This window comes from Nocardia tenerifensis NBRC 101015 (assembly GCF_000308715.1).
GTDB classification, from domain to species: Bacteria; Actinomycetota; Actinomycetes; order Mycobacteriales; family Mycobacteriaceae; genus Nocardia; species Nocardia tenerifensis.
Window position 1 is genome coordinate 1 of sequence record NZ_BAGH01000298.1, and the last position, 17,201, is coordinate 17,201.

18 protein-coding genes are annotated in these 17,201 nt (G+C 66.9%); 5 read left to right on the forward strand and 13 right to left on the reverse strand.

Annotation, left to right across the window (positions count from 1 at the left end; translation table 11 throughout):
- Together ON39_RS23170 and ON39_RS23175 are read left to right on the forward strand one after the other, a co-directional pair.
- On the forward strand, nt 1–632 hold a 632-nt coding region (locus ON39_RS23170), incomplete at its 5' end, for an MFS transporter (protein ID WP_040737574.1).
- A 65-nt stretch (nt 633–697) separates the two neighbouring features.
- Nucleotides 698–1,480 carry a nucleotidyltransferase domain-containing protein gene (locus tag ON39_RS23175; protein WP_246002934.1) on the forward strand — a complete coding sequence of 261 codons (783 nt, stop codon included), beginning with the start codon at nt 698–700 and terminating at the stop codon, nt 1,478–1,480.
- Between the two features lie 29 nt (nt 1,481–1,509).
- Here the strand turns inward: ON39_RS23175 and ON39_RS23180 are convergent, their stop codons facing one another.
- Complete coding sequence (locus ON39_RS23180) at nt 1,510–2,004, reverse strand: winged helix-turn-helix transcriptional regulator (RefSeq protein WP_040737576.1); 495 nt, start codon at nt 2,002–2,004, stop codon at nt 1,510–1,512.
- A 111-nt stretch (nt 2,005–2,115) separates the two neighbouring features.
- Between ON39_RS23180 and ON39_RS23185 the strand changes: the two genes are divergently transcribed.
- Entirely contained in the window at nt 2,116–2,757 is a 642-nt protein-coding gene (locus tag ON39_RS23185) for a dihydrofolate reductase family protein (protein WP_040737577.1), read from the forward strand.
- A 67-nt stretch (nt 2,758–2,824) separates the two neighbouring features.
- On the opposite strand, the gene ON39_RS23190 is transcribed toward ON39_RS23185, so the two are convergent.
- The 9 genes from ON39_RS23190 to ON39_RS23230 form a co-directional block, all read right to left on the reverse strand.
- Entirely contained in the window at nt 2,825–3,028 is a 204-nt protein-coding gene (locus ON39_RS23190; protein WP_014987157.1) for a cold-shock protein, read from the reverse strand.
- Between the two features lie 509 nt (nt 3,029–3,537).
- Complete coding sequence (gene iolD, locus ON39_RS23195) at nt 3,538–5,379, reverse strand: 3D-(3,5/4)-trihydroxycyclohexane-1,2-dione acylhydrolase (decyclizing) (RefSeq protein WP_174412557.1); 1,842 nt, start codon at nt 5,377–5,379, stop codon at nt 3,538–3,540.
- Nucleotides 5,376–6,269 (reverse strand): 5-deoxy-glucuronate isomerase, encoded by an 894-nt coding sequence (gene iolB, locus ON39_RS23200; protein WP_040737578.1) that lies wholly within the window; start codon nt 6,267–6,269, stop codon nt 5,376–5,378. Before iolB ends, iolD begins: the two co-directional genes overlap by 4 nt.
- Nucleotides 6,266–7,159, reverse strand: a complete 894-nt coding sequence (locus ON39_RS23205; RefSeq protein WP_040737579.1) for a Cgl0159 family (beta/alpha)8-fold protein — start codon at nt 7,157–7,159, stop codon at nt 6,266–6,268. Before ON39_RS23205 ends, iolB begins: the two co-directional genes overlap by 4 nt.
- A gap of 30 nt (nt 7,160–7,189) precedes the next feature.
- Nucleotides 7,190–8,128: a 5-dehydro-2-deoxygluconokinase gene (gene iolC / locus ON39_RS23210; RefSeq protein ID WP_040737580.1), complete on the reverse strand. Its 939-nt coding sequence runs from the start codon at nt 8,126–8,128 to the stop codon at nt 7,190–7,192.
- Nucleotides 8,129–8,147: 19 nt separating this feature from the next.
- Nucleotides 8,148–8,930, reverse strand: a complete 783-nt coding sequence (locus ON39_RS23215) for an ATP-binding cassette domain-containing protein (protein ID WP_040737581.1) — start codon at nt 8,928–8,930, stop codon at nt 8,148–8,150.
- A complete protein-coding gene (locus ON39_RS23220; protein ID WP_040737611.1) occupies nt 8,927–9,979 on the reverse strand; it encodes an ABC transporter permease in 1,053 nt (350 codons plus the stop codon). Before ON39_RS23220 ends, ON39_RS23215 begins: the two co-directional genes overlap by 4 nt.
- Nucleotides 9,980–9,987: 8 nt before the next feature.
- On the reverse strand, nt 9,988–10,992 hold the full coding sequence (locus ON39_RS23225; protein WP_246002935.1) for a sugar ABC transporter substrate-binding protein: 1,005 nt from the start codon (nt 10,990–10,992) through the stop codon (nt 9,988–9,990).
- 10 nt (nt 10,993–11,002) lie between these two features.
- Nucleotides 11,003–11,899: a TIM barrel protein gene (locus ON39_RS23230; protein ID WP_040737583.1), complete on the reverse strand. Its 897-nt coding sequence runs from the start codon at nt 11,897–11,899 to the stop codon at nt 11,003–11,005.
- A 262-nt stretch (nt 11,900–12,161) separates the two neighbouring features.
- Between ON39_RS23230 and ON39_RS23235 the strand changes: the two genes are divergently transcribed.
- Nucleotides 12,162–13,166 (forward strand): LacI family DNA-binding transcriptional regulator, encoded by a 1,005-nt coding sequence (locus ON39_RS23235; RefSeq protein WP_040737584.1) that lies wholly within the window; start codon nt 12,162–12,164, stop codon nt 13,164–13,166.
- 70 nt (nt 13,167–13,236) lie between these two features.
- The gene (locus tag ON39_RS23240) at nt 13,237–14,256 is read left to right on the forward strand and encodes a Gfo/Idh/MocA family protein (RefSeq protein ID WP_040737585.1); all 1,020 of its coding nucleotides are present in this window, start codon (nt 13,237–13,239) and stop codon (nt 14,254–14,256) included.
- A gap of 27 nt (nt 14,257–14,283) precedes the next feature.
- On the opposite strand, the gene ON39_RS23245 is transcribed toward ON39_RS23240, so the two are convergent.
- From ON39_RS23245 to ON39_RS48945, 3 genes are all read right to left on the reverse strand, one after another.
- On the reverse strand, nt 14,284–15,030 hold the full coding sequence (locus ON39_RS23245) for an HNH endonuclease (RefSeq protein ID WP_157195505.1): 747 nt from the start codon (nt 15,028–15,030) through the stop codon (nt 14,284–14,286).
- A gap of 36 nt (nt 15,031–15,066) precedes the next feature.
- The gene (locus ON39_RS23250; RefSeq protein WP_040737586.1) at nt 15,067–15,618 is read right to left on the reverse strand and encodes a hypothetical protein; all 552 of its coding nucleotides are present in this window, start codon (nt 15,616–15,618) and stop codon (nt 15,067–15,069) included.
- Nucleotides 15,619–15,699: 81 nt separating this feature from the next.
- Nucleotides 15,700–17,118 (reverse strand): PIN-like domain-containing protein, encoded by a 1,419-nt coding sequence (locus ON39_RS48945; RefSeq protein WP_146251148.1) that lies wholly within the window; start codon nt 17,116–17,118, stop codon nt 15,700–15,702.
- Between the last annotated feature and the right edge of the window lie 83 nt (nt 17,119–17,201).

The following is a 17,201-nucleotide window of genomic DNA, read 5'->3' on the forward strand; positions in this document are numbered from 1 at the left end:
TCGCGATCGTCGCGCTGCTGCCGAGACTGACTGTCGCGCAGGTGGTTCCGCTGCGCGCCGTGCTGCGCTTGACGCGCGAGCCGCAGTTGCGCACCGCGCTGCTGGCGATCGCGTTCCTGGTGACCGGCCACTTCGCCGCCTACACCTATGTCCGCCCGCTGCTGGAGAAGGTGACCGGCATCGGCGCGAGCACCATCGGCACCGTGCTGCTGGTGTACGGAATCGCCGGAGTCGTCGGCAATTTCGGCTCGGGCGGTCCGGCTGTGCGCCGCCCGCGCAGAACACTGATGACGATCGGCGTCCCGCTGGGCGTCACCGTGCTGCTGATTCCCGCGCTCGGCGGCTCCCTCTGGCTCGCCGTCGCGCTCATGGTGGCTTGGGGTCTGTCCTACGGCGGCGTGTCGGTCACCGCGCAGAACTGGGTCTTCGCCGCGGCGCCGGACGCGCGCGAGGCCGCGTCCTCCCTGAACGCGGGCGTCTTCAACGCCGCCATCGCCCTCGGCGCGCTGGTGGGCGGGCGCACCGCGGACGCGTTCGGCGTCACCTCGGCGATGTGGCTCGGCGGCGCGCTGGCGTTCGTCGCGCTCGCGATCGCCGCCCTCGGGCGCTCCCCCGAAGCTCCCGGAAAATGACCTGCGTTCCCCAGTAACCGGCACATAGCATCGACCGCATGTCACTACGCGCTATCCCCGCTTCGATGGACCCGACCGTAGTCGGGTCCATCGACGTCGAGCTGGCGCGGGTCGAGCGCAAGCACCGCGTCTCGGTGCGGCTGGCCATCGAAAGCGGCAGCCGGGCTTGGGGTTTCCCGTCGCCGGACTCGGACTACGACTGTCGCTTCGTCTACGTCGGGAACCTCGATACCTACCTGTCGCCGTGGCGCACCCGCGATGTGATCGAGACGCCGCCGACCGGCCTGCTCGACGTGAACGGCTGGGACCTGGCCAAGGCGTTGCGCCTGCTCGTCGCGGGGAACGCCGTGCTCATCGAGTGGCTGATGTCGCCGATCGTGTACCGCGGCGACGCGCGCTTCCGCGACGAGCTGCGCGCCCTGGCCGAGGAGGTCGCCGACCGCAACCGGGTCGCCAGGCACTACCTGCACCTCGGCCGCAAGCAGTGGGAGTTGTTCGACCGCAACCGATCACTGAAGAAGGTGTTCTACTCGCTGCGCCCCGCAATGGCTTTGCGCTGGCTGCGGGCGCACCCCGGCGCGACGGTGGCGCCGATGCACCTGCCGACGCTGATGGCCGGGTGCGACCTCGACACCGATCTCGTTGCGGCGGTGGCGGAGTTGACCGCGCTCAAGTCGCGGACCCGCGAAATGGGCAGTGGCGCAGTACCGGTGCCCATCGCCGCGTTCATCGAGTCCGAATTCGCCCTGGCCGCAGCGGCTTTCCCGAAGACGGCCGCGCCCGACCTCGATCGAGCCAGGAGCCGCACCGCGGAGTTCTTCCGCGCCGAAGCCACGGCGGCGGCGTAACCACGCGGGCCGCCGAGGCAAGACGCGCCCTACGCCTCGGCGACGGCCGCCGCGTACGCCTGCGCCAGCCGGTGCGTCGCGGTCGGCCGGTCCCGGTCCGGGCGCGGAATCCCGAGATGCGACTCGCGCAGCTCGTCCATGAACTCCGCCCACAGCTCCGGGCCGCCCTCCTCGAGCAGTTCGGCCCGCACCCGCAGTTGCCGGGTGGTCGGCCGGTGCCGCAGGCCCCACGCCCCGAGCTGGGCCATGACCGGCACCAACTGGATGGCGGGCTCGGTCAGCCGGTACTCGGCCTTCTGCCCCGGCCTGCTGTCCTCGCGGCTCAGCAGACCCGCCGCGACCAGGCGCTTCAGTCGGTCGGCGAGGATGTTCGACGCGATGCCCTCCTCCGACGCGTTGAGCAACTCCCGGAAGTATCGCCGGTTGCCGAACATGACGTCGCGCAGCACCAGCAGGGTCCACCGGTCGCCGATCACCTCGATCGTCGCGTTGATCGGGCAGCCCGACCGTCCTTGGTCACGCATCCACCCCTCCTAGAAATCGGTCCGAAGTTCTGCTTGCAATATACAACCAGTTGCCCTTAGGCTGTGCACAACCGATTGCAAACTGCAAGCACTACAGAGAAAGACAGCACCATGGCGAAGCTCTTCGTACGCAACCTCGCGATCTCACTGGACGGCTACGTCGCCGGCCCGAACCAGAACGAGGACAACCCGATCGGCGAGGGCGGCATGGGCCTGCACCAGTGGGTGTTCGCGACGCGGACCGGCCACGAGTGGTCCGGCACCGAGGGCGGCGAGACGGGCATCGACGACGACTTCATCAAGGCGGGCGACGTCGGCATCGGCGCAACCATCATGGGCCGCAACATGTTCGGGCCGATTCGCGGCGAGTGGCAGGACGAGGAGTGGAAGGGCTGGTGGGGCGACAACCCGCCGTACCACCACGACACGTTCGTGCTGACGCACCACCCGCGGCCGTCGCTGCCGATGGAGGGCGGCACCACGTTCCACTTCGTGGACGACTCGCCGGAAGAGGTGCTGCGCAAGGCATTCAAGGCCGCCGACGGCAAGGACGTGCGCCTGGGCGGCGGCTCGTCGGTGGTGCGGCAGTTCCTGCGCGCGGGCCTGGTCGACGAGATGCACCTGGCCGTGGTGCCGATCCTGCTCGGCGGCGGCGAGCGCCTCTACGACGAGCTCGGCACCCTGCCGGGTTACGAGGTCAGCTCGGTGGTCCGCTCCCCCGCGGTCACGCACGTGGTGTTCAGCAAGGCGTAGGTCTTCGGAAAAGGGGAAAGGCCCCGCACCTTGCCGGTGCGGGGCCTTTCGAAAAGCTTAGGAGCGGTCAGAGAACGCGAACGTCCTGCGCCTGCGGGCCCTTCTGGCCCTGGCCGATCTCGAACTCCACGCGCTGACCCTCATCGAGGGACCGGAAACCCGAGCCGCTGACGGCCGAGTAATGCACGAAGACGTCGGGGCCTCCGCCGTCTTGCGCGATGAAGCCGAAGCCCTTCTCGCTGTTGAACCACTTCACAATGCCCTGAGCCATTTCATACTTTCTGTAGACGAGCCAGATTCTGGCAAATGGAATGCCCTGGTCTCGTAGATCAACGATGCCATGATCCGACGAATTTCTCCACATCTTCCCCGGTCAACTGTGAGCAATACAACGCTGACGAGGACTTGTTGCCTTCACCTCCCATGCTCTGACAGGCCCCGATCCGCCGACGACGGCCCGAAACAGTGCTCGGGTACCTGCGCTTGTTGCCAGGCGCGTGCGTCGTCCCCCTCCGACGTATCCGCCGCTGCCGCGTAGTCCGCGGCGTGACCCGGCGACATGAGCGGTCGCCGCCGAGCGCCCTGCCGACCGCGCGGCGAACGGGGCCGCACCGTCGGTACGCACAGGCTTCTCCTTCTCGACGCGGATGGTCGTCGATGCCCGGCCACGTCCCAGTTACCTTGTGCCGCAAGGCCATCGATACCAACGCGGCACTGCGCCGCTAAGTCATCCTACGACTTTCCGCCGCGTCGTGCAGCCCCCACGCCGTCACCCGGCGTTCACCGGCGCAGGTAACGCACCTGACGCGGCTTCGCCTCGGCGTGTGCGGCGCGCCCGGACAGATGCTCGGGCACGCCCACCTCCCACCAGGCTCCGGCCTCGGTCCAGGACGACGGCTGGGTGCGGATCACCAGCACGGCCGGGCGGGACTCGCGGACCGCGGCTTCCCGCGCGCCGGCGTAGGCCACGCGGAATTCGTGCAGGTCATCGGCGGTGAAGACCGCGCAGCCCAGGGAGCGGGCGTGCGCGGCGAAATCCACCCGCGGCGGCTCGTCGTGCGCGGTGCGGCAGTCGGCGTAGAAGTTGTTGAACGGCGCGCCGCCCTGTCCCTCCTGCAGGCGGGCGATGACCGCGTAGCCGTCGTTGTCGCAGACGACCGCGACGAACGGGTGGCCCGCGAAGGCCGCGGAGAACAGTTCGGAGTTCAGCATCAGGTAGGAGCCGTCGCCGAGCACGGTGGTGACCAGGCCGTCCGTGTGCGCCATGGCCGCGCCCCAGGCGCCGGCGAGTTCGTAGCCCATGCAGGAGAAGCCGTACTCGACGTCCATGGTCGGTGCGCCGCCCGTCGCGCGCCAGCCGCCGACGAGTTCGCCGGGCATGCCGCCCGAGGCGGTCATGACGTAGTCGCTCGGGCCGCTGAGCTCGTTGACGACGCCGACCACCTGGGCATAGCTGGGAGTGCCCGGCGCGGGAGCGCGCAGCTTGTCGATGTGGGCGTCCCAGGCGCCGCGCTGAGCGGCGGCACGGGCCGTCCATTCCGTGTCGGCGCGCCACTCGCCGACGCGTTCGGCCAGGTCACGCACCGTTGCGTCGGCGTCGCCGACCACCGCGAGTGCGCCGTGCTTGACCGCGTCGAAGCGCGCGGTGTTGACGGTGACGAGACGGACGGTCGGCGCGAACACGGTCCACGAGGCGGTGGTGAAGTCCTGCAGCCGGGTACCCACGGCCAGGACCAGATCCGCCTCCGCGGCAAGCACATTGGCCGAGGTCGAGCCGGTGACCCCGAGCGGGCCCGCGTAGAGCGGGTGCTCGTGCGGCACCAGGGTGCGGCCCGCGGTCGTCTCCACGATCGGAACGCCATGGCGCTCAGCGAATTCCAGCGCTGTGCGGCCCGCCCCCGAGTAGCGGGCGCCGCCGCCGAGCACCAGCAGCGGCCTGGCCGAGTCGCGCAGGGCCGCGGCGGCGTCGGCCAGCGAGCGCTCGTCCGCGCGCGGGCGCGGGACGCGGTGCAGGACCGGTTCGAACAGGGCGTCGGGGAAGTCGTAGGTCTCGGCCTGCACGTCCTGCGGGAGGGCGAGCGTCACCGGGCCCGCGTCGGCCGGGTCGGTGAGCACCCGGACCGCCTGCGGCAGTGTGGAAATCAGCTGCTCCGGCCGGGTGATGCGGTCGAAGTAGCGGCTGACTGCGCGGAAGGCGTCGTTCACTGTCGCGGTGGCGTCGCCGAAATGCTCGACCTGCTGGAGTACCGGATCCGGCGCGCGGGTGGTGAACGTGTCACCCGGAAGTAGCAGCAGCGGAAGGCGATTCGCGTGGGCGACGCCCGCGGCCGTCACCATGTTCAGCGCGCCGGGCCCGATCGAGGAGGTGGCCACGCCGACCTGGCGTCGCTGGGTCGCCTTGGCGTAGCCGACCGCCGCCAAAGCCATGCCCTGCTCGGTATGCCCGCGCCAGACCGGGATCTCGTCGCGGCGCTCGTGCAGGGCGGTGCCGAGGCCGAGCACGTTGCCGTGCCCGAAGATGCCGAAAACGGCGGGGAACAAGGGCACTTCGCGGCCGTCGAGGGTCTCCGAGCGCTGCGCGACGAGCCAGGCCACCAGGGCTTGTGCCGCAGTGAGTTTCATCCGAACCGTCCTTCGTGGTTGGTGACCGGGCAGCGGGAGTCGCGCGGCTGGTCGTCCCAGCTGCCGCGCACCCAGCTGTGCGCGGGGTCGTCGCAGAAGGCCATCGAGCGCTGCGGGGCGGGGCCGGCGAGCACGTTGAGGTAGTACATGGGGTAGCCCGGCGCAGCGATACACGGACCGTGGTAGCCGCGCGGGACCAGGAAGACGTCGCCGTCCCGCACCGCCACATTCTCGTCGATGGCGCCGTCCGCGGTGTATGTTCGGTGCATTCCGAATCCGTCACGTGACGGGGTGACCCCGTCCCGGCCCGCGATGCGGAAGTAGTAGATCTCCTCGTTGACGACCTCGCACTCGCTCGCCTCGTCGTGCTTGTGCGGCGGGTAGGAGGACCAGTTGCCGTCCGGGGTGATCAGTTCGCAGGCGTTGAGCTTGTCCGCGTGGTCCCAGACGCCGGGGACGCCGAAGTTGGTGACCTGGCGGGTGGATCGGCCCGCGCCGCGGATGTCGACCGGGACGTCCTCGGCCGGACCGTATTTCGGTTCGAGGCGGTTCGCGCAGCGGGCCATGGGGAGAGCGAGTTCGGCGTCGTGCTCGGCCGTCAGCTCGACTCGTGCGTCGCGCGGGATGTAGGCGAAGTCCGTCACGCGGGTGAAAACCGAGTCGCGGCCGGTCAATTCGAAGATCAGGCCGTCGACGCGGACCGTGCAGGACCCCGCCAGTGGGAGGACGAACGCCTCGAACTCACCTGTTTCGAGCTGTCGGGTCTCGCCGGCGCGCAGGTTCAGGACGCGTAGGCCTGTGTAGGTCCAGCCTGCTTCTTCGGGGGTCAGGTGGATTGAATCTCCGCCCTCGGCCAGCGTTCCGGCGGCTCGATGCAGTTTCCGGGTCATCCTGCCTTCCTGAGCATCTCGGCGGCCGCGTCGACCGCCGCGCCGACGTCACCGTCGGGCGGGTAGAGCAGCGTCCGGCCCACCACCAGTCCGCGGACCACGTCGTGGCCGAGGGCGCCATCCCACAACGCCAGGTCGGCGCTGGGATCGCCGGAGGGCGCGCCGCCCAGCACGACGACCGGCAGGGTCGTCGCGTCGAGCACCGAAATGTCCTGTGGGGCGGGAATCTTCAACCAGGTGTACGCGGAGGTGACGCCGAGGCCGGAGGCCACCGTGATCGCCCTGGACAGCGCGGGCGCGTCCTTGCTCATGACCAGCGCGCCGGAGTCGTCGCGGTGATACGGCAGCGGCTCGACCATCGCCATCAGCCCGTTCGCCGCCAGCTCGGACACCGCCTGCGCGCACGCCTGCAGCGTCGGCACCGTGCCCGCGTCGGAATCGACCAGGCGCAGCAGCATTTTGCCGCCGTCGAGCCGGAATCGCGCGAGCGAGTCCGCGTCGTAGCCGGTGAAGCGGTCGTCGATCTCCCACTCCGCGCCCGCCAGGCCGCCGCGGTTCATCGAGCCGATGACGACCTTGTCGTCCAGGGCGTCCAGCAGCAGCAGCTCCTCGACCACGTCCGGGGAGCCGAGCACGCCGTCGACGTCCGGGTGCGCCAGCGCGATCAGCAGCCGCTCCAGCAGCGTGCGCCGGTCGGCCATGGCCGTCAGGTCCGACCCGACGCCGAGCGCGCCGCGGGCCGGGTGGTCCGCGGCGACCAGGAACAGGGTCTCCTTGTCGCCCAACAGGTTCGGACGGCGGACCCGCTTCGCATATGCCCGTTCGACCGCCGCCGGGTCCGTCGCGCGGACGCGCAGCAGCTCACGCCAGCGTTCGTCGGTCAAATGCACAGTCGTTCCTCCAGTTTCGTTCCCGCCGCCTCAGCGGCACAGCAGTTCCTCGATCTCCGAGCCGGTCGGCATGGCGTCCGCGCACGCCAGCCGGGATGCCACCAGGGCGCCCGCGGCGTTGGCGTAGGTGGCGATGCGGTGCGGATCCCAGTCCGAGAGCAGCCCGTGGATCAGCGCGCCGCCGAATCCGTCGCCCGCCCCGAGCCCGCACACCACCTCCACGCGGCACGGCGGCACCGTCCAGCGTTCGTGCTCGGTGGCGACGAGCACGCCCTCGGCGCCCCGCTTGATCACCGCGAGCCGGACCCCGCGCGCCAGCAGCCGATCGGCCGCCTCGTCGGGATCCCCAGTGCCGGTGGCCACTTCGACCTCGGTGCGGTTACCGACGACGACGTTCACCTGGTCGACCATCCAGCCGATCTCGGTCCGCGCGGTCTCGACATCCGGCCAGAACATCGGCCGGTAGTCCAGGTCGAGCACGGTGTGCCCGCGGCGGGCGCGGCGCTCGAGGATGCGGCGCTGCGTGGTGCGCCCCGGCTCCGCGCTCACCCCGGTGCCGGTAACCCACAGCAGCGGAACCGAATCCACCACCTCCCAGGGCACCTCGTCCTCGGTGAGGGCGAGGTCCGGCGCGATGGGTGCGCGGTAGAACAGCAGCGGCGGGTCGGCGGGCGGGTTCAACTCGCAGAACACCACCGGGGTCAGCAGATCCGGGGCGGTGCCCACATAGTCGGGCGATACGCCGAAGTCCCGCAGGGCCTTTCGCACGTAGTCGCCGAAACCGTCCGGGCCGACCTTGGTCAGCACGGCGCTGCGGCGACCGAGCCGGGCCGCGGCGACCGCGACGTTGGTCGCGGTGCCGCCCAAGGACTTCGCGAACGACTCGACCTCGGCGAGGCCGACACCGCTCTGCTGCGGGTAGAGATCGACGCCGACGCGACCGATCGTCAGTGCCTCCAGACCGGTCACGGCGATACCCTCCCGGTGCTCACGACACGACCCGCTGTAGTTCGTGTTGCAGTGCGTCGAGTTCGGCGCCGCCCGCCATCTGCCGGGTCAGCTCCGACAGGTCGATCTCGTCCTTCTCGTAGGATCCGAGCACGGTGCCGCGCTTGAGCAGCAGGAAACGATCGCCGACCGGAAACGCGTGGTGCGGGTTGTGGGTGATCAGGATGACGCCGAGGCCCCGATCACGGGCCTGGACAACGTATTTCAGGACCACGCCGGCTTGCTTCACGCCGAGTGCGGCGGTCGGCTCGTCCAGGATCAGCACCTTCGCGCCGTAGTGCACGGCGCGCGCGATCGCGACGCATTGGCGCTGACCGCCGGACAGCGTGCCGACCGGCTGCTCCATATCACGGATCTCGATACCCATGTCCGCCAGGCCTTTTCGGGCGATCGCGCGGCCTTTCTTGCGGTCGAGCAGCTGGAACGGCCCGTAGCCGGTGGTCGGCTCCGAGCCGAGGACGAAGTTGCGCCACACGCTCATCAGCGGGACCACCGCGAGATCCTGATAGACGGTCGCGATGCCGTGGTCCAAAGCCGCACGCGGAGAAGCCAAATGAGTCGGCTCACCCTCGATCTTCAACTCGCCGCGGTCGTGCTGGTGCACACCCGCCAGGATCTTGATGAGCGTGGACTTGCCCGCGCCGTTGTCGCCGAGGATGCAGGTGACCTCTCCGGCGTTCACGACGGTGGACACGTCCTCGAGCGCGACGACGCCGCCGTAGCTCTTGCCGATTCCGATGGCTTCGATGAGTGGGGTGGTCATCGGCGTACCCTTTCGGCTCGCTTCTGGAATCTATTGTTGACCAGCACCGCGGCGAGCAGCAGCACGCCGAGGAACAGCATGAACCAGTCACTGTCCCAGCGCGCGAACACGATTCCCTGCCTGGCCATGCCGAAGATCAGCGCACCGATCGCGGCGCCGATCGCCGAGCCGAAGCCGCCGGTCAGCAGGCAGCCGCCGACGACCGCGGCGATGATGTAATGCAGCTCCAGTCCGACACCCTGATTCGCCTGCACGCTGGTGAACCGCAGGATGCTGCACGAACCGACCACCCAGCCGGCGAACGCGGTGGTCATGAAGAGCACGATCTTCGTCCGATCCGCGGGCACGCCGACGGCCCGCGCGTTCGACAGCGCGCCGCCGACCGCGAAGATCCAGTTGCCGAACTTGGTGCGCACCAGCACGATCGCGGCGATGGCGGTCAGCACGATCCACCAGACGACCGAGGCCTGAATGTGCGCGTCGCCGATGTCGAGCGTCGAGGCGAACACCCAGCCCGCCGAGTTGTAGCCGTCCGCGCTCCGAATGCCCGATACCTGAACGGTTCCGGTGACCAACCGGGTCACGCCGAGGTTCAACCCCTGCAACGCAAGGAAAGTGCCGAGCGTGACGATGAAACTCGGCAGCCCCGTGCGCATCACGAGCCATCCGTTGAACGCGCCGACGAGCAGCGCGAGCACCAGCGAGGCGAGCAGCGCGAACCACACATTCCAGCCCGCGTGCACCGCCAGCAGCGCGGTGACCAGCGCCGTCGACGCGGTCATCACCCCTGCCGACAGGTCGAACTCGCCGCCGATCATCAACAGCGCCACCGCGACCGCCATGATGCCGAGCGTGGAGGCGTCGTCGAGCCACGTCGCTACGCCCAGCGGACTCAGGAACCGGTCGGTGATGATCGAGAAGAAGACGAAGACGAGCAGCGCGCCCAGCGCCGCGCCGATCTCCGGCCGGACGACCATCCGCTGCCAGATCGTCGGCCCGGCCGGCTCATGGACGGCCGGCTTCTCGGAAGCTTCTGTGCTGGTAGTCATTTCACTCCTCACCGGGTGCCCTGGGCCACGAGCGTGGCGACGGCATCGACGTTGTTCTTGTCGACGAAGGCCGGCCCCGTCTGCACCGGTGTGCCGCCACCGACGGTGTTCAGGTTCGTCCGGTAGGCCTGCAACAGCACGACCGGCAGGTAGCCCTGCTGGTACTGCTGCTGGTCGACGGCGAACAGCAGCTTGCCCGCCCGGATGGCCTCGACCACATCGGTATTGAGGTCGAACGTCGCGACCGTCGCGCCGGAGCGGGACTCCTGCACCGCGTCCACGGCGCGCGCGGCGACCTGCGAGTTGAGGGTGAGCACCGCGTCGATCGACCGGTCCGACTCCAGCGCGCCCTTGATGCGCGACTGGGCGTCCGTCGGGTTGTTGATGTCCACCTGCAGGGTGGTCGCGTTGCCGAAAGCCTTACTGGCGCCGTCGCATCGCTGGTTCGCGCCGATGTTTCCGGCCTCGTGAATGACGCAGAGCATCTTGGTCTTCTTCGCGTCGACCAGCCGCTTGCCCGCCGCCTGACCGGCGAGTCCCTCGCTCTGTCCGACGTGACCGATCGCGCCGTACTTCGCGCTCTCCGCCTCGCCGGAGTTGATGGTCACCACCGGAATTCCCGCCCGGACGGCCTTTTCGACGGAGGCGCGCAGCGCGTCGGGGTTCGCCATCGAGACGACGAGCCCGTCGACACCCTGCGCGACCGCGTTGTCGATCAGCTTCGCCTGCTGGCCGGGGTCGCCCGCCGAGTTGTAATCCACCCGGACGCCGAGGTCTTTGCCCGCCGCCTCCGCGCCGTTCTTGACCACGTTCCAGAAGGCGTCGCCCGGACTGCCGTGCGTGACCACCGCGACCGAGCGCAAGGAGCCCGCGGCGACGGGAGAGTTGCTCGGCGCGGCCACATCCGCGCCCGGCCCGCTACAGGCGGCGAGCACCGCCGCGGCGGCCAGCCACGGCGCCAGGCGGCGCGATCGCCGCCACCCTCGGCCCGGTCGTAGAGACATCGTTGTCATCACTTCTCCACTAGATTCGTGCGGCGCCGGTCGCGAGGCCGACGAGGTGCCGCAGGCTGCGTTCGGTGTCGCGGCTCGGCAACTCCGCCGAGTCGCTCGGCCGCAGAGCGGTGTCCTGCTCCATCACGTACCAGCCGTCGTAACCGGCGGCCCGCACGCTGTGTACCAGGGCGGCGATGTCGACATCGCCCTCCCCCAGCGGAACATACAGCCCTCGGCGCACCGCCTCGCTGTATTCCAGCCCGCCGGCCCGCACGTCGTCGGCCAGCGCGCTGCGGACGTCCTTGAGGTGAATGTGCCCGATCCGGTCGGCGTGTCGCCGCGCGAGCAGCACCGGGTCGGTGCCGCCGATCATCAGGTGGCCGGTGTCCAGGCAGATGTCGAGATCCGAATCTTGAAGGAAGCGTTCGACTTCAGCCTCGGTCTCCACGTGCGTGCCGACGTGCGGATGCAGCACCGTGCGCAGGCCGTGCCCCGCGGCGATGTCGCGGATGGCGGCGGAAGTCTCGATGAGCGTGCGCCATTCGTCGTCGTCGAGTCGCGGGCGGGCGTCGTAGCCGCCGAGTCCCGTTGCGGCGGCGAGCACGAGCACGTCGGCGCCGGTCGCGGCGAACAGCGCGGCGCTGTCACGCGCCTGCGCCAGCGCCAGCTCCGGCGCCTCGTGCAACACCAGCGCCAGGAAGCCGCCGACCGAGGCGATGCCGAATGTGTCCAGCAGCGAACGCAATTCGTGCGGATCCTGCGGAAGGTAGCCCGGCGGGCCGAGTTCGGTCGCGGTCAGGCCGAGGGCGGCCATCTCCGAGAGCACCGTGTGCGCGTCGAGCACGTGACCCCAGCCGGGAACTTCGCAGACTCCCCAGGAGATCGGTGCGGCCGCGATGCGCAGTGGGTGAAGCGGTTCGGTCATCAGGACTTCTCCGACCTTCGATGTCGAGTTGAAGCGCTCCGAGCGATTGGAGCGCTCCAACTATGTAACGTGGGTCATAGCGTGTCAAGAGGTTGCGCGTTGCTGACAATACCGCTGCTACCAGGCGTTATCTGGACGTACTGCGGAAACGTCGCAGAATTCGTCGCGAAGAAAGTCCGATTAGAGCGCTCTATTGATTCGTGCGCGCCGACCTTGTAACCTCCGACACGGCACGCATCACCGAACACCGAACGGAGGCGACATGGCGCGACCGACCATGGAAGACGTCGCCGAGCGCGCCGGCGTCTCCCGTGCCCTCGTCTCGCTCGTCATGCGCGACTCCCCGAAGGTGAGCGAGCATCGCAGGCGCGCCGTGCTCGAGGCCGCCAAGGACCTCGGCTACCAGCCGCACATCATGGCCCGCTCGCTGGCCAGCCGAACCTCCAACATCGTCGGCGTCATGGTCTCCGACCTGCGCAACGCGTTCTTCGCCGACGTCGTCGAGGGAATGGACACCGCCGCACAGGAATCCGGCCTCGAGCTGATCCTCAACACCGGCCGCCGCAGCGCCGCCCGCGAGCGCGCCGCGCTGGAGAGCCTGCTCGCGTTCCGCCCCGGCGGCATCATCCTGCTCTCCCCCATCCTGCCCGCCGCCGCCATTCGCGAAGCGGCACAGCAGGCCCCGCTGGTGTTGGTGTCGCGCGGGTCGTCCATCGCCGAGGTCGACACCGTCAACGACGACGGCGAGGTAGGCGCCGGCTTGGCCGTGGACCACCTTGCCGCCCTTGGTCATCGGCGCATCGTGCACCTCGACGGCGGCAATGCGTTCACCGCGGCCCCCCGCCGCAAGGGCTACCAGGCCGCCATGGCGCGCCACGGCCTCGAGCCGATGGTCATCCCCAGCGAACACACCGACTCTGCCGGTATGGCCGCGGCGCAGAAGTTGCTCAACCTCTTCTCCCGCGACAACTTCCCCACAGCGTTGTTCTGCGGCAACGACTTCAACGCCGTCGGCGCCATGTCCGCGCTGGAGGAGGCGGGCCTGCGCGTACCCGACGACGTCTCCATCGTCGGCTACGACAACACCTCCCTCGCCGCGCTCCGCCACGTCTCGCTCACCACCATCGATCAGCCGCGCGTCCAAATGGGCCGTCTCGCAATCGAAGCCCTCGTCGAACGTCTCCGCGCCGAGCGCACCGACCCCGTGCGCAAGCGCCTGCAGCCCTCCCTCGTCGTCCGTTCGACCACGAGTCCCCCGAGCAACTGAACACCGGCTCGCCCCTGCCTCCGTAGGCAGTTCCTTTCCGCACGTTGCCATTTCACCAGGAGGAAAGTCGATGACATCCCACAAAGCCGTCACCCTCGGCCTCGCAGGCACCGGCCGCATCGGCACCTCCCACGCCGAGACCCTCAAGAACTTCCCCAACGTAGCCAACGTCGTCGTCGCCGACGCCGACCCCGGCCGGGCCCGCGCCGCCGCCGACAAACTCGGCCTCGAATTCGCCCCCGACCTCGACGCCCTCTTCGCCGCCGACATCGACGGCCTAGTCATCACCACCGCCACCGACTCCCACCCCGAATTGATCACCAGGGCCGTCGACGCCGGCCTCCCCGTCTTCTGCGAAAAGCCCGTCGCCGCCGACATCGAAGGCACCCTGGCCGTCCTCGACCACGTCCAAAACTCCACCGTCCCAGTACAAATCGGCTTCCAACGCCGCTTCGACGCCGGCTACCGAGCCGCCCGAGCCGCCATCGCCTCCGGCTCCCTAGGCTGGCTCCACACCCTCCGCGCCACCACGCTCGACCCCACACCCCCACCCGCCGACTACATCCCCCGCTCCGGCGGCATCTTCCGCGACTGCGGCGTCCACGACTTCGACATCATCCGCTGGCTAACCGGCCGCGAAATAGTCTCCGTCTACGCCACCGGCACCAACCAGGGCGACCCCGTCTTCACCGAATCCGGCGACGTCGACACCGCCGCCGCCCTACTCCGCTTGGACAACGACACTCTCGCCACAGTGTCCTTGACCCGCTACAACGGTGCCGGCTACGACGTCCGCCTAGAAGCCCTAGGCTCCCTCTCCAACGCCATAGTCGGCCTAGACGACCGCTCCCCCCTCACCTCCGTAGAACCCGACTACATCCCCTCCACCTTCCCTCCGTACCCGGGTTTCATGGAGCGCTTCCGCCGCGCCTACACGGAAGAGTTGGCCGCCTTCGTCTCGGTAGTCACCGGCACCCTCAAAAATCCCTGCAGCCCAACCGATGCCCTCGAAGCCTTCTACGTCGCCGAAGCCTGCGAACTTTCCCGGCGCGAAGATCGCCCCGTCGATGTCGCAGAGGTCCGCCGCTAGTCGACTATCGTCGGCGAACGCTACGAGTCACAGTGCCCCTGCGCCGCCGTGCGCGGCCAGCAACTCTCGCAACTCATCTGGGTGAAGCCACTGAGAGCCTGAATGAATCATCCTGTGACAGTTAGCGCACAAGAGGATCAGGTCGGCCAACTTGGTCTTGGTCTCGCCAGAGACGTGTAGCGGGATCATATGGTGAACCTCGATGTACCCGTTGCCGCGCTCACCGTAGGTCGCCTCGAAATCGAACGCGCACACCTCGCAATGGACCTGGTCTTCCGACTCCAAAAAGGACTCGATCTTCTTCTTACGTAGGCGCGGATCCCGTTCCCTGCGGAAGTATCGAGCTGCCAAGAGCCGTCCCTCCCGGACCTCGATATCTTCCGGGAAAGCAACGTCCCATCCAGTCTTGCTCGACTTCTCCCCTAACTCACCAGCCGCCGCGGCCTGGCGGATAGCCTTCGCGGTCGCGCGCATCTCGTCCGGCGATTCGAGGAAGTTGTTCAAGACCTCACGATCAAGTCTTGATCCTCTGGTCTTTGCGCCCACATACCCCGGATGGACTGCTGCAATGTCAGCCGTCTTACGCGAGACACTCCCCGGCCCTCTGAACTTGTCACTCCGATTCCCGACCGGATGGATCGGCAACGAGCGAAGCAGCTCAGACAACCCCGCTGCGCGAGGGTCTGTCTCTCTGATCTGCCGCCAGTCGTTACCGGCCATGAGGTCACAAGCGAGGATCAGCTCATCGCGCGTCCAGTCCGGGTCGGCCACCATGTGCATGAGGATAGCTTGCAGCAATGCCGCCCACTCCTACAACCGAGAAAGCAGCCTATCCCTCGCGCTCACAGACAGCGATTTGTCCGCGCGGATATGGTTGGCCACAATTGACCCTAGCTTCGAGGGATTTATCTCCAGCGACTGCAAGGTATAAGTATTCACAGCGCCAGACTTGGAAGCAACGATGTCAAGTCCGAGCTCCCTCAGCTCCCGAGTTCTCCGCTCGGTGTGCACAGAATCAGCGGTGATGATTCGCAGCAGGTCTGCCTCCACCGGCTCCCCCCGACGCCGATAGAGTACTGCGTAGAGCTCAGCATGAATGGCGGACCTATATGGCACCTTCAGATACTTCTCCGGCATCTTACCAACATATGCATCGGCCAGCAGGGTTTCAACCGTAGCGAGGATATTATTATACCGACTGATATCGCTCGCCGATATTTGGGAACGAATGAGAGCTTGCATGAAGTCGGCGAGAATGCGCTTCGTAAAGATATACCCCCCGAAGAGCTCTTGCGAGTCTTCGAATCCCCTGTCCAGCTGATCATACAGGTCCCGTACTGCAAATTTTGCATCGGATCCCATCTGATTCAAAATTTTGTGTTCATCAGACGAACTACTCAACTCCGGCATGATTCCTCACAGGTTCTGTTTTCACGGATACTGTTATGCTCCGTCGCGAAACTTCATCTGCTGCACGGCAAGCATCCTGAGCGTGCGAGCGTCGGATACTGTGGATGCCTCCATGAGACTGACGAACCACGGCGCGACCCACAGCGATGACGGGTTGGGCCACGCACCGAGCTCGAAAGATGTACCAGGCACCCATTCCCCAGTAGGTGGATCGACCGACCTGACCGCTGCCGACAGAACGATGAGCGGTTCGCCATCCACTGGTTCACGCCTACCCAGTTCGACCGTCACTCCTATGATCCACCACTGGAACAGTCTTTCAGTGTGAAGTTCGGTCCTGGCGGCAAAACGCAAGGACCTGGCCGCCAGTCCGACCGAACGGAATGAGTCAATTACCAGGCCTGACGGCGGGTATCGGTCTACAGCATTCTCTTCAGTCACTACGCCACGAATCCGACCATCAGTTGTCAACACATCGGATGCGCGATCGATTTCTTCAAACGTCTGTTCAGCTAGCTCTACGTCCAAGAACTTCTTGACACCCTGAAAGAACGCTGTCGGCTTCTCTAGACAGAGCGAGCTATCTGCCCGCTGTCGCATTTCGTCATGCAGGGAAGGCCATGGTCGTTCCCCTCGACCTTTTTCCGGAGGTTCATACCAATCTTCTTTTACGTCACCGGAGATCAGCAACACACGCCGAGGGCCGGGCAAACTTTTCGCTTTTTCAATTACCTCTTCCCACAGCAAGAAGTCGCCAGCGGAATTAATTTCGCCATCTTTTCCAAAGTCTGCAAATCCTGGCGGAATCCTATTGGGGAATCGATAATCGATTGCCTCAGAAACCCGGCGGCGAGTCACCTCTGGCAATGGCGGCGAGCCGATGCGATCACCGTAGAGTTCGGCTACACGACGGAGGACCGGATCGTCATCGGCGTCTAACCGATTCAGGACGATATCCTGCTCTTTTTTCATCTTATCAACATGTACCAACAACATCTTGCGCCATAAAGGAATTTGCTCCGCCAAAGAATCGGCGGTTTCCCTCTTCAAATCCGTCGCAGCCTGCTCGTCATAGGCATATTTTTCTAGTAGATGCTCTATGTCTCGACTAGCCGCCTCCAGCGTCTTTTTGATCTCCGAAAGCCTTCGATCTGCTTCGACCGTTGCATTCTTTAACCGGCTAGTACGTTTTTCGATAACTCGGTGCCGACCGCGAACAAATTCGAGACCAACCTGATAGGGCAACCACATCCGCTCGCTGATCTGTTCTAGTGCAGCAAGGATCTGGTTACGGGCCGGCGTGGTGTATTCGTATAGACTCAACAACACGTTTGTGTCAAGGACGACCATGCCGTCGGTGTAGAAGGAGCGCCGGTCGGCGTCGGTCAGACCGCCTGAAGCGGTCAACCAAGCAGCATACTGCTGAAACATCGCCAGACCGTCGTCGCTCATGCCACCCCTGTCGTAGATTGTTCCTCCGACAGCTGATCTTGCGCTCATTTGCATTGTAGGTCAAGGACATCCGGCGTGAGCCG

What these genes read in the sequence shown, in the direction of transcription:
- ON39_RS23175 (WP_246002934.1), top strand. Translation starts at nt 698, where the DNA reads ATGGACCCGACCGTAGTCGGGTCCATCGACGTCGAGCTGGCGCGGGTC.
- ON39_RS23180 (WP_040737576.1), bottom strand. Translation starts at nt 2,004, where the DNA reads ATGCGTGACCAAGGACGGTCGGGCTGCCCGATCAACGCGACGATCGAG.
- ON39_RS23185 (WP_040737577.1), top strand. Translation starts at nt 2,116, where the DNA reads ATGGCGAAGCTCTTCGTACGCAACCTCGCGATCTCACTGGACGGCTAC.
- ON39_RS23190 (WP_014987157.1), bottom strand. Translation starts at nt 3,028, where the DNA reads ATGGCTCAGGGCATTGTGAAGTGGTTCAACAGCGAGAAGGGCTTCGGC.
- iolD (WP_174412557.1), bottom strand. Translation starts at nt 5,379, where the DNA reads ATGAAACTCACTGCGGCACAAGCCCTGGTGGCCTGGCTCGTCGCGCAG.
- iolB (WP_040737578.1), bottom strand. Translation starts at nt 6,269, where the DNA reads ATGACCCGGAAACTGCATCGAGCCGCCGGAACGCTGGCCGAGGGCGGA.
- ON39_RS23215 (WP_040737581.1), bottom strand. Translation starts at nt 8,930, where the DNA reads ATGACCACCCCACTCATCGAAGCCATCGGAATCGGCAAGAGCTACGGC.
- ON39_RS23220 (WP_040737611.1), bottom strand. Translation starts at nt 9,979, where the DNA reads ATGACTACCAGCACAGAAGCTTCCGAGAAGCCGGCCGTCCATGAGCCG.
- ON39_RS23225 (WP_246002935.1), bottom strand. Translation starts at nt 10,992, where the DNA reads ATGACAACGATGTCTCTACGACCGGGCCGAGGGTGGCGGCGATCGCGC.
- ON39_RS23230 (WP_040737583.1), bottom strand. Translation starts at nt 11,899, where the DNA reads ATGACCGAACCGCTTCACCCACTGCGCATCGCGGCCGCACCGATCTCC.
- ON39_RS23235 (WP_040737584.1), top strand. Translation starts at nt 12,162, where the DNA reads ATGGCGCGACCGACCATGGAAGACGTCGCCGAGCGCGCCGGCGTCTCC.
- ON39_RS23240 (WP_040737585.1), top strand. Translation starts at nt 13,237, where the DNA reads ATGACATCCCACAAAGCCGTCACCCTCGGCCTCGCAGGCACCGGCCGC.
- ON39_RS23245 (WP_157195505.1), bottom strand. Translation starts at nt 15,030, where the DNA reads ATGGTGGCCGACCCGGACTGGACGCGCGATGAGCTGATCCTCGCTTGT.
- ON39_RS23250 (WP_040737586.1), bottom strand. Translation starts at nt 15,618, where the DNA reads ATGGGATCCGATGCAAAATTTGCAGTACGGGACCTGTATGATCAGCTG.
- ON39_RS48945 (WP_146251148.1), bottom strand. Translation starts at nt 17,118, where the DNA reads ATGAGCGACGACGGTCTGGCGATGTTTCAGCAGTATGCTGCTTGGTTG.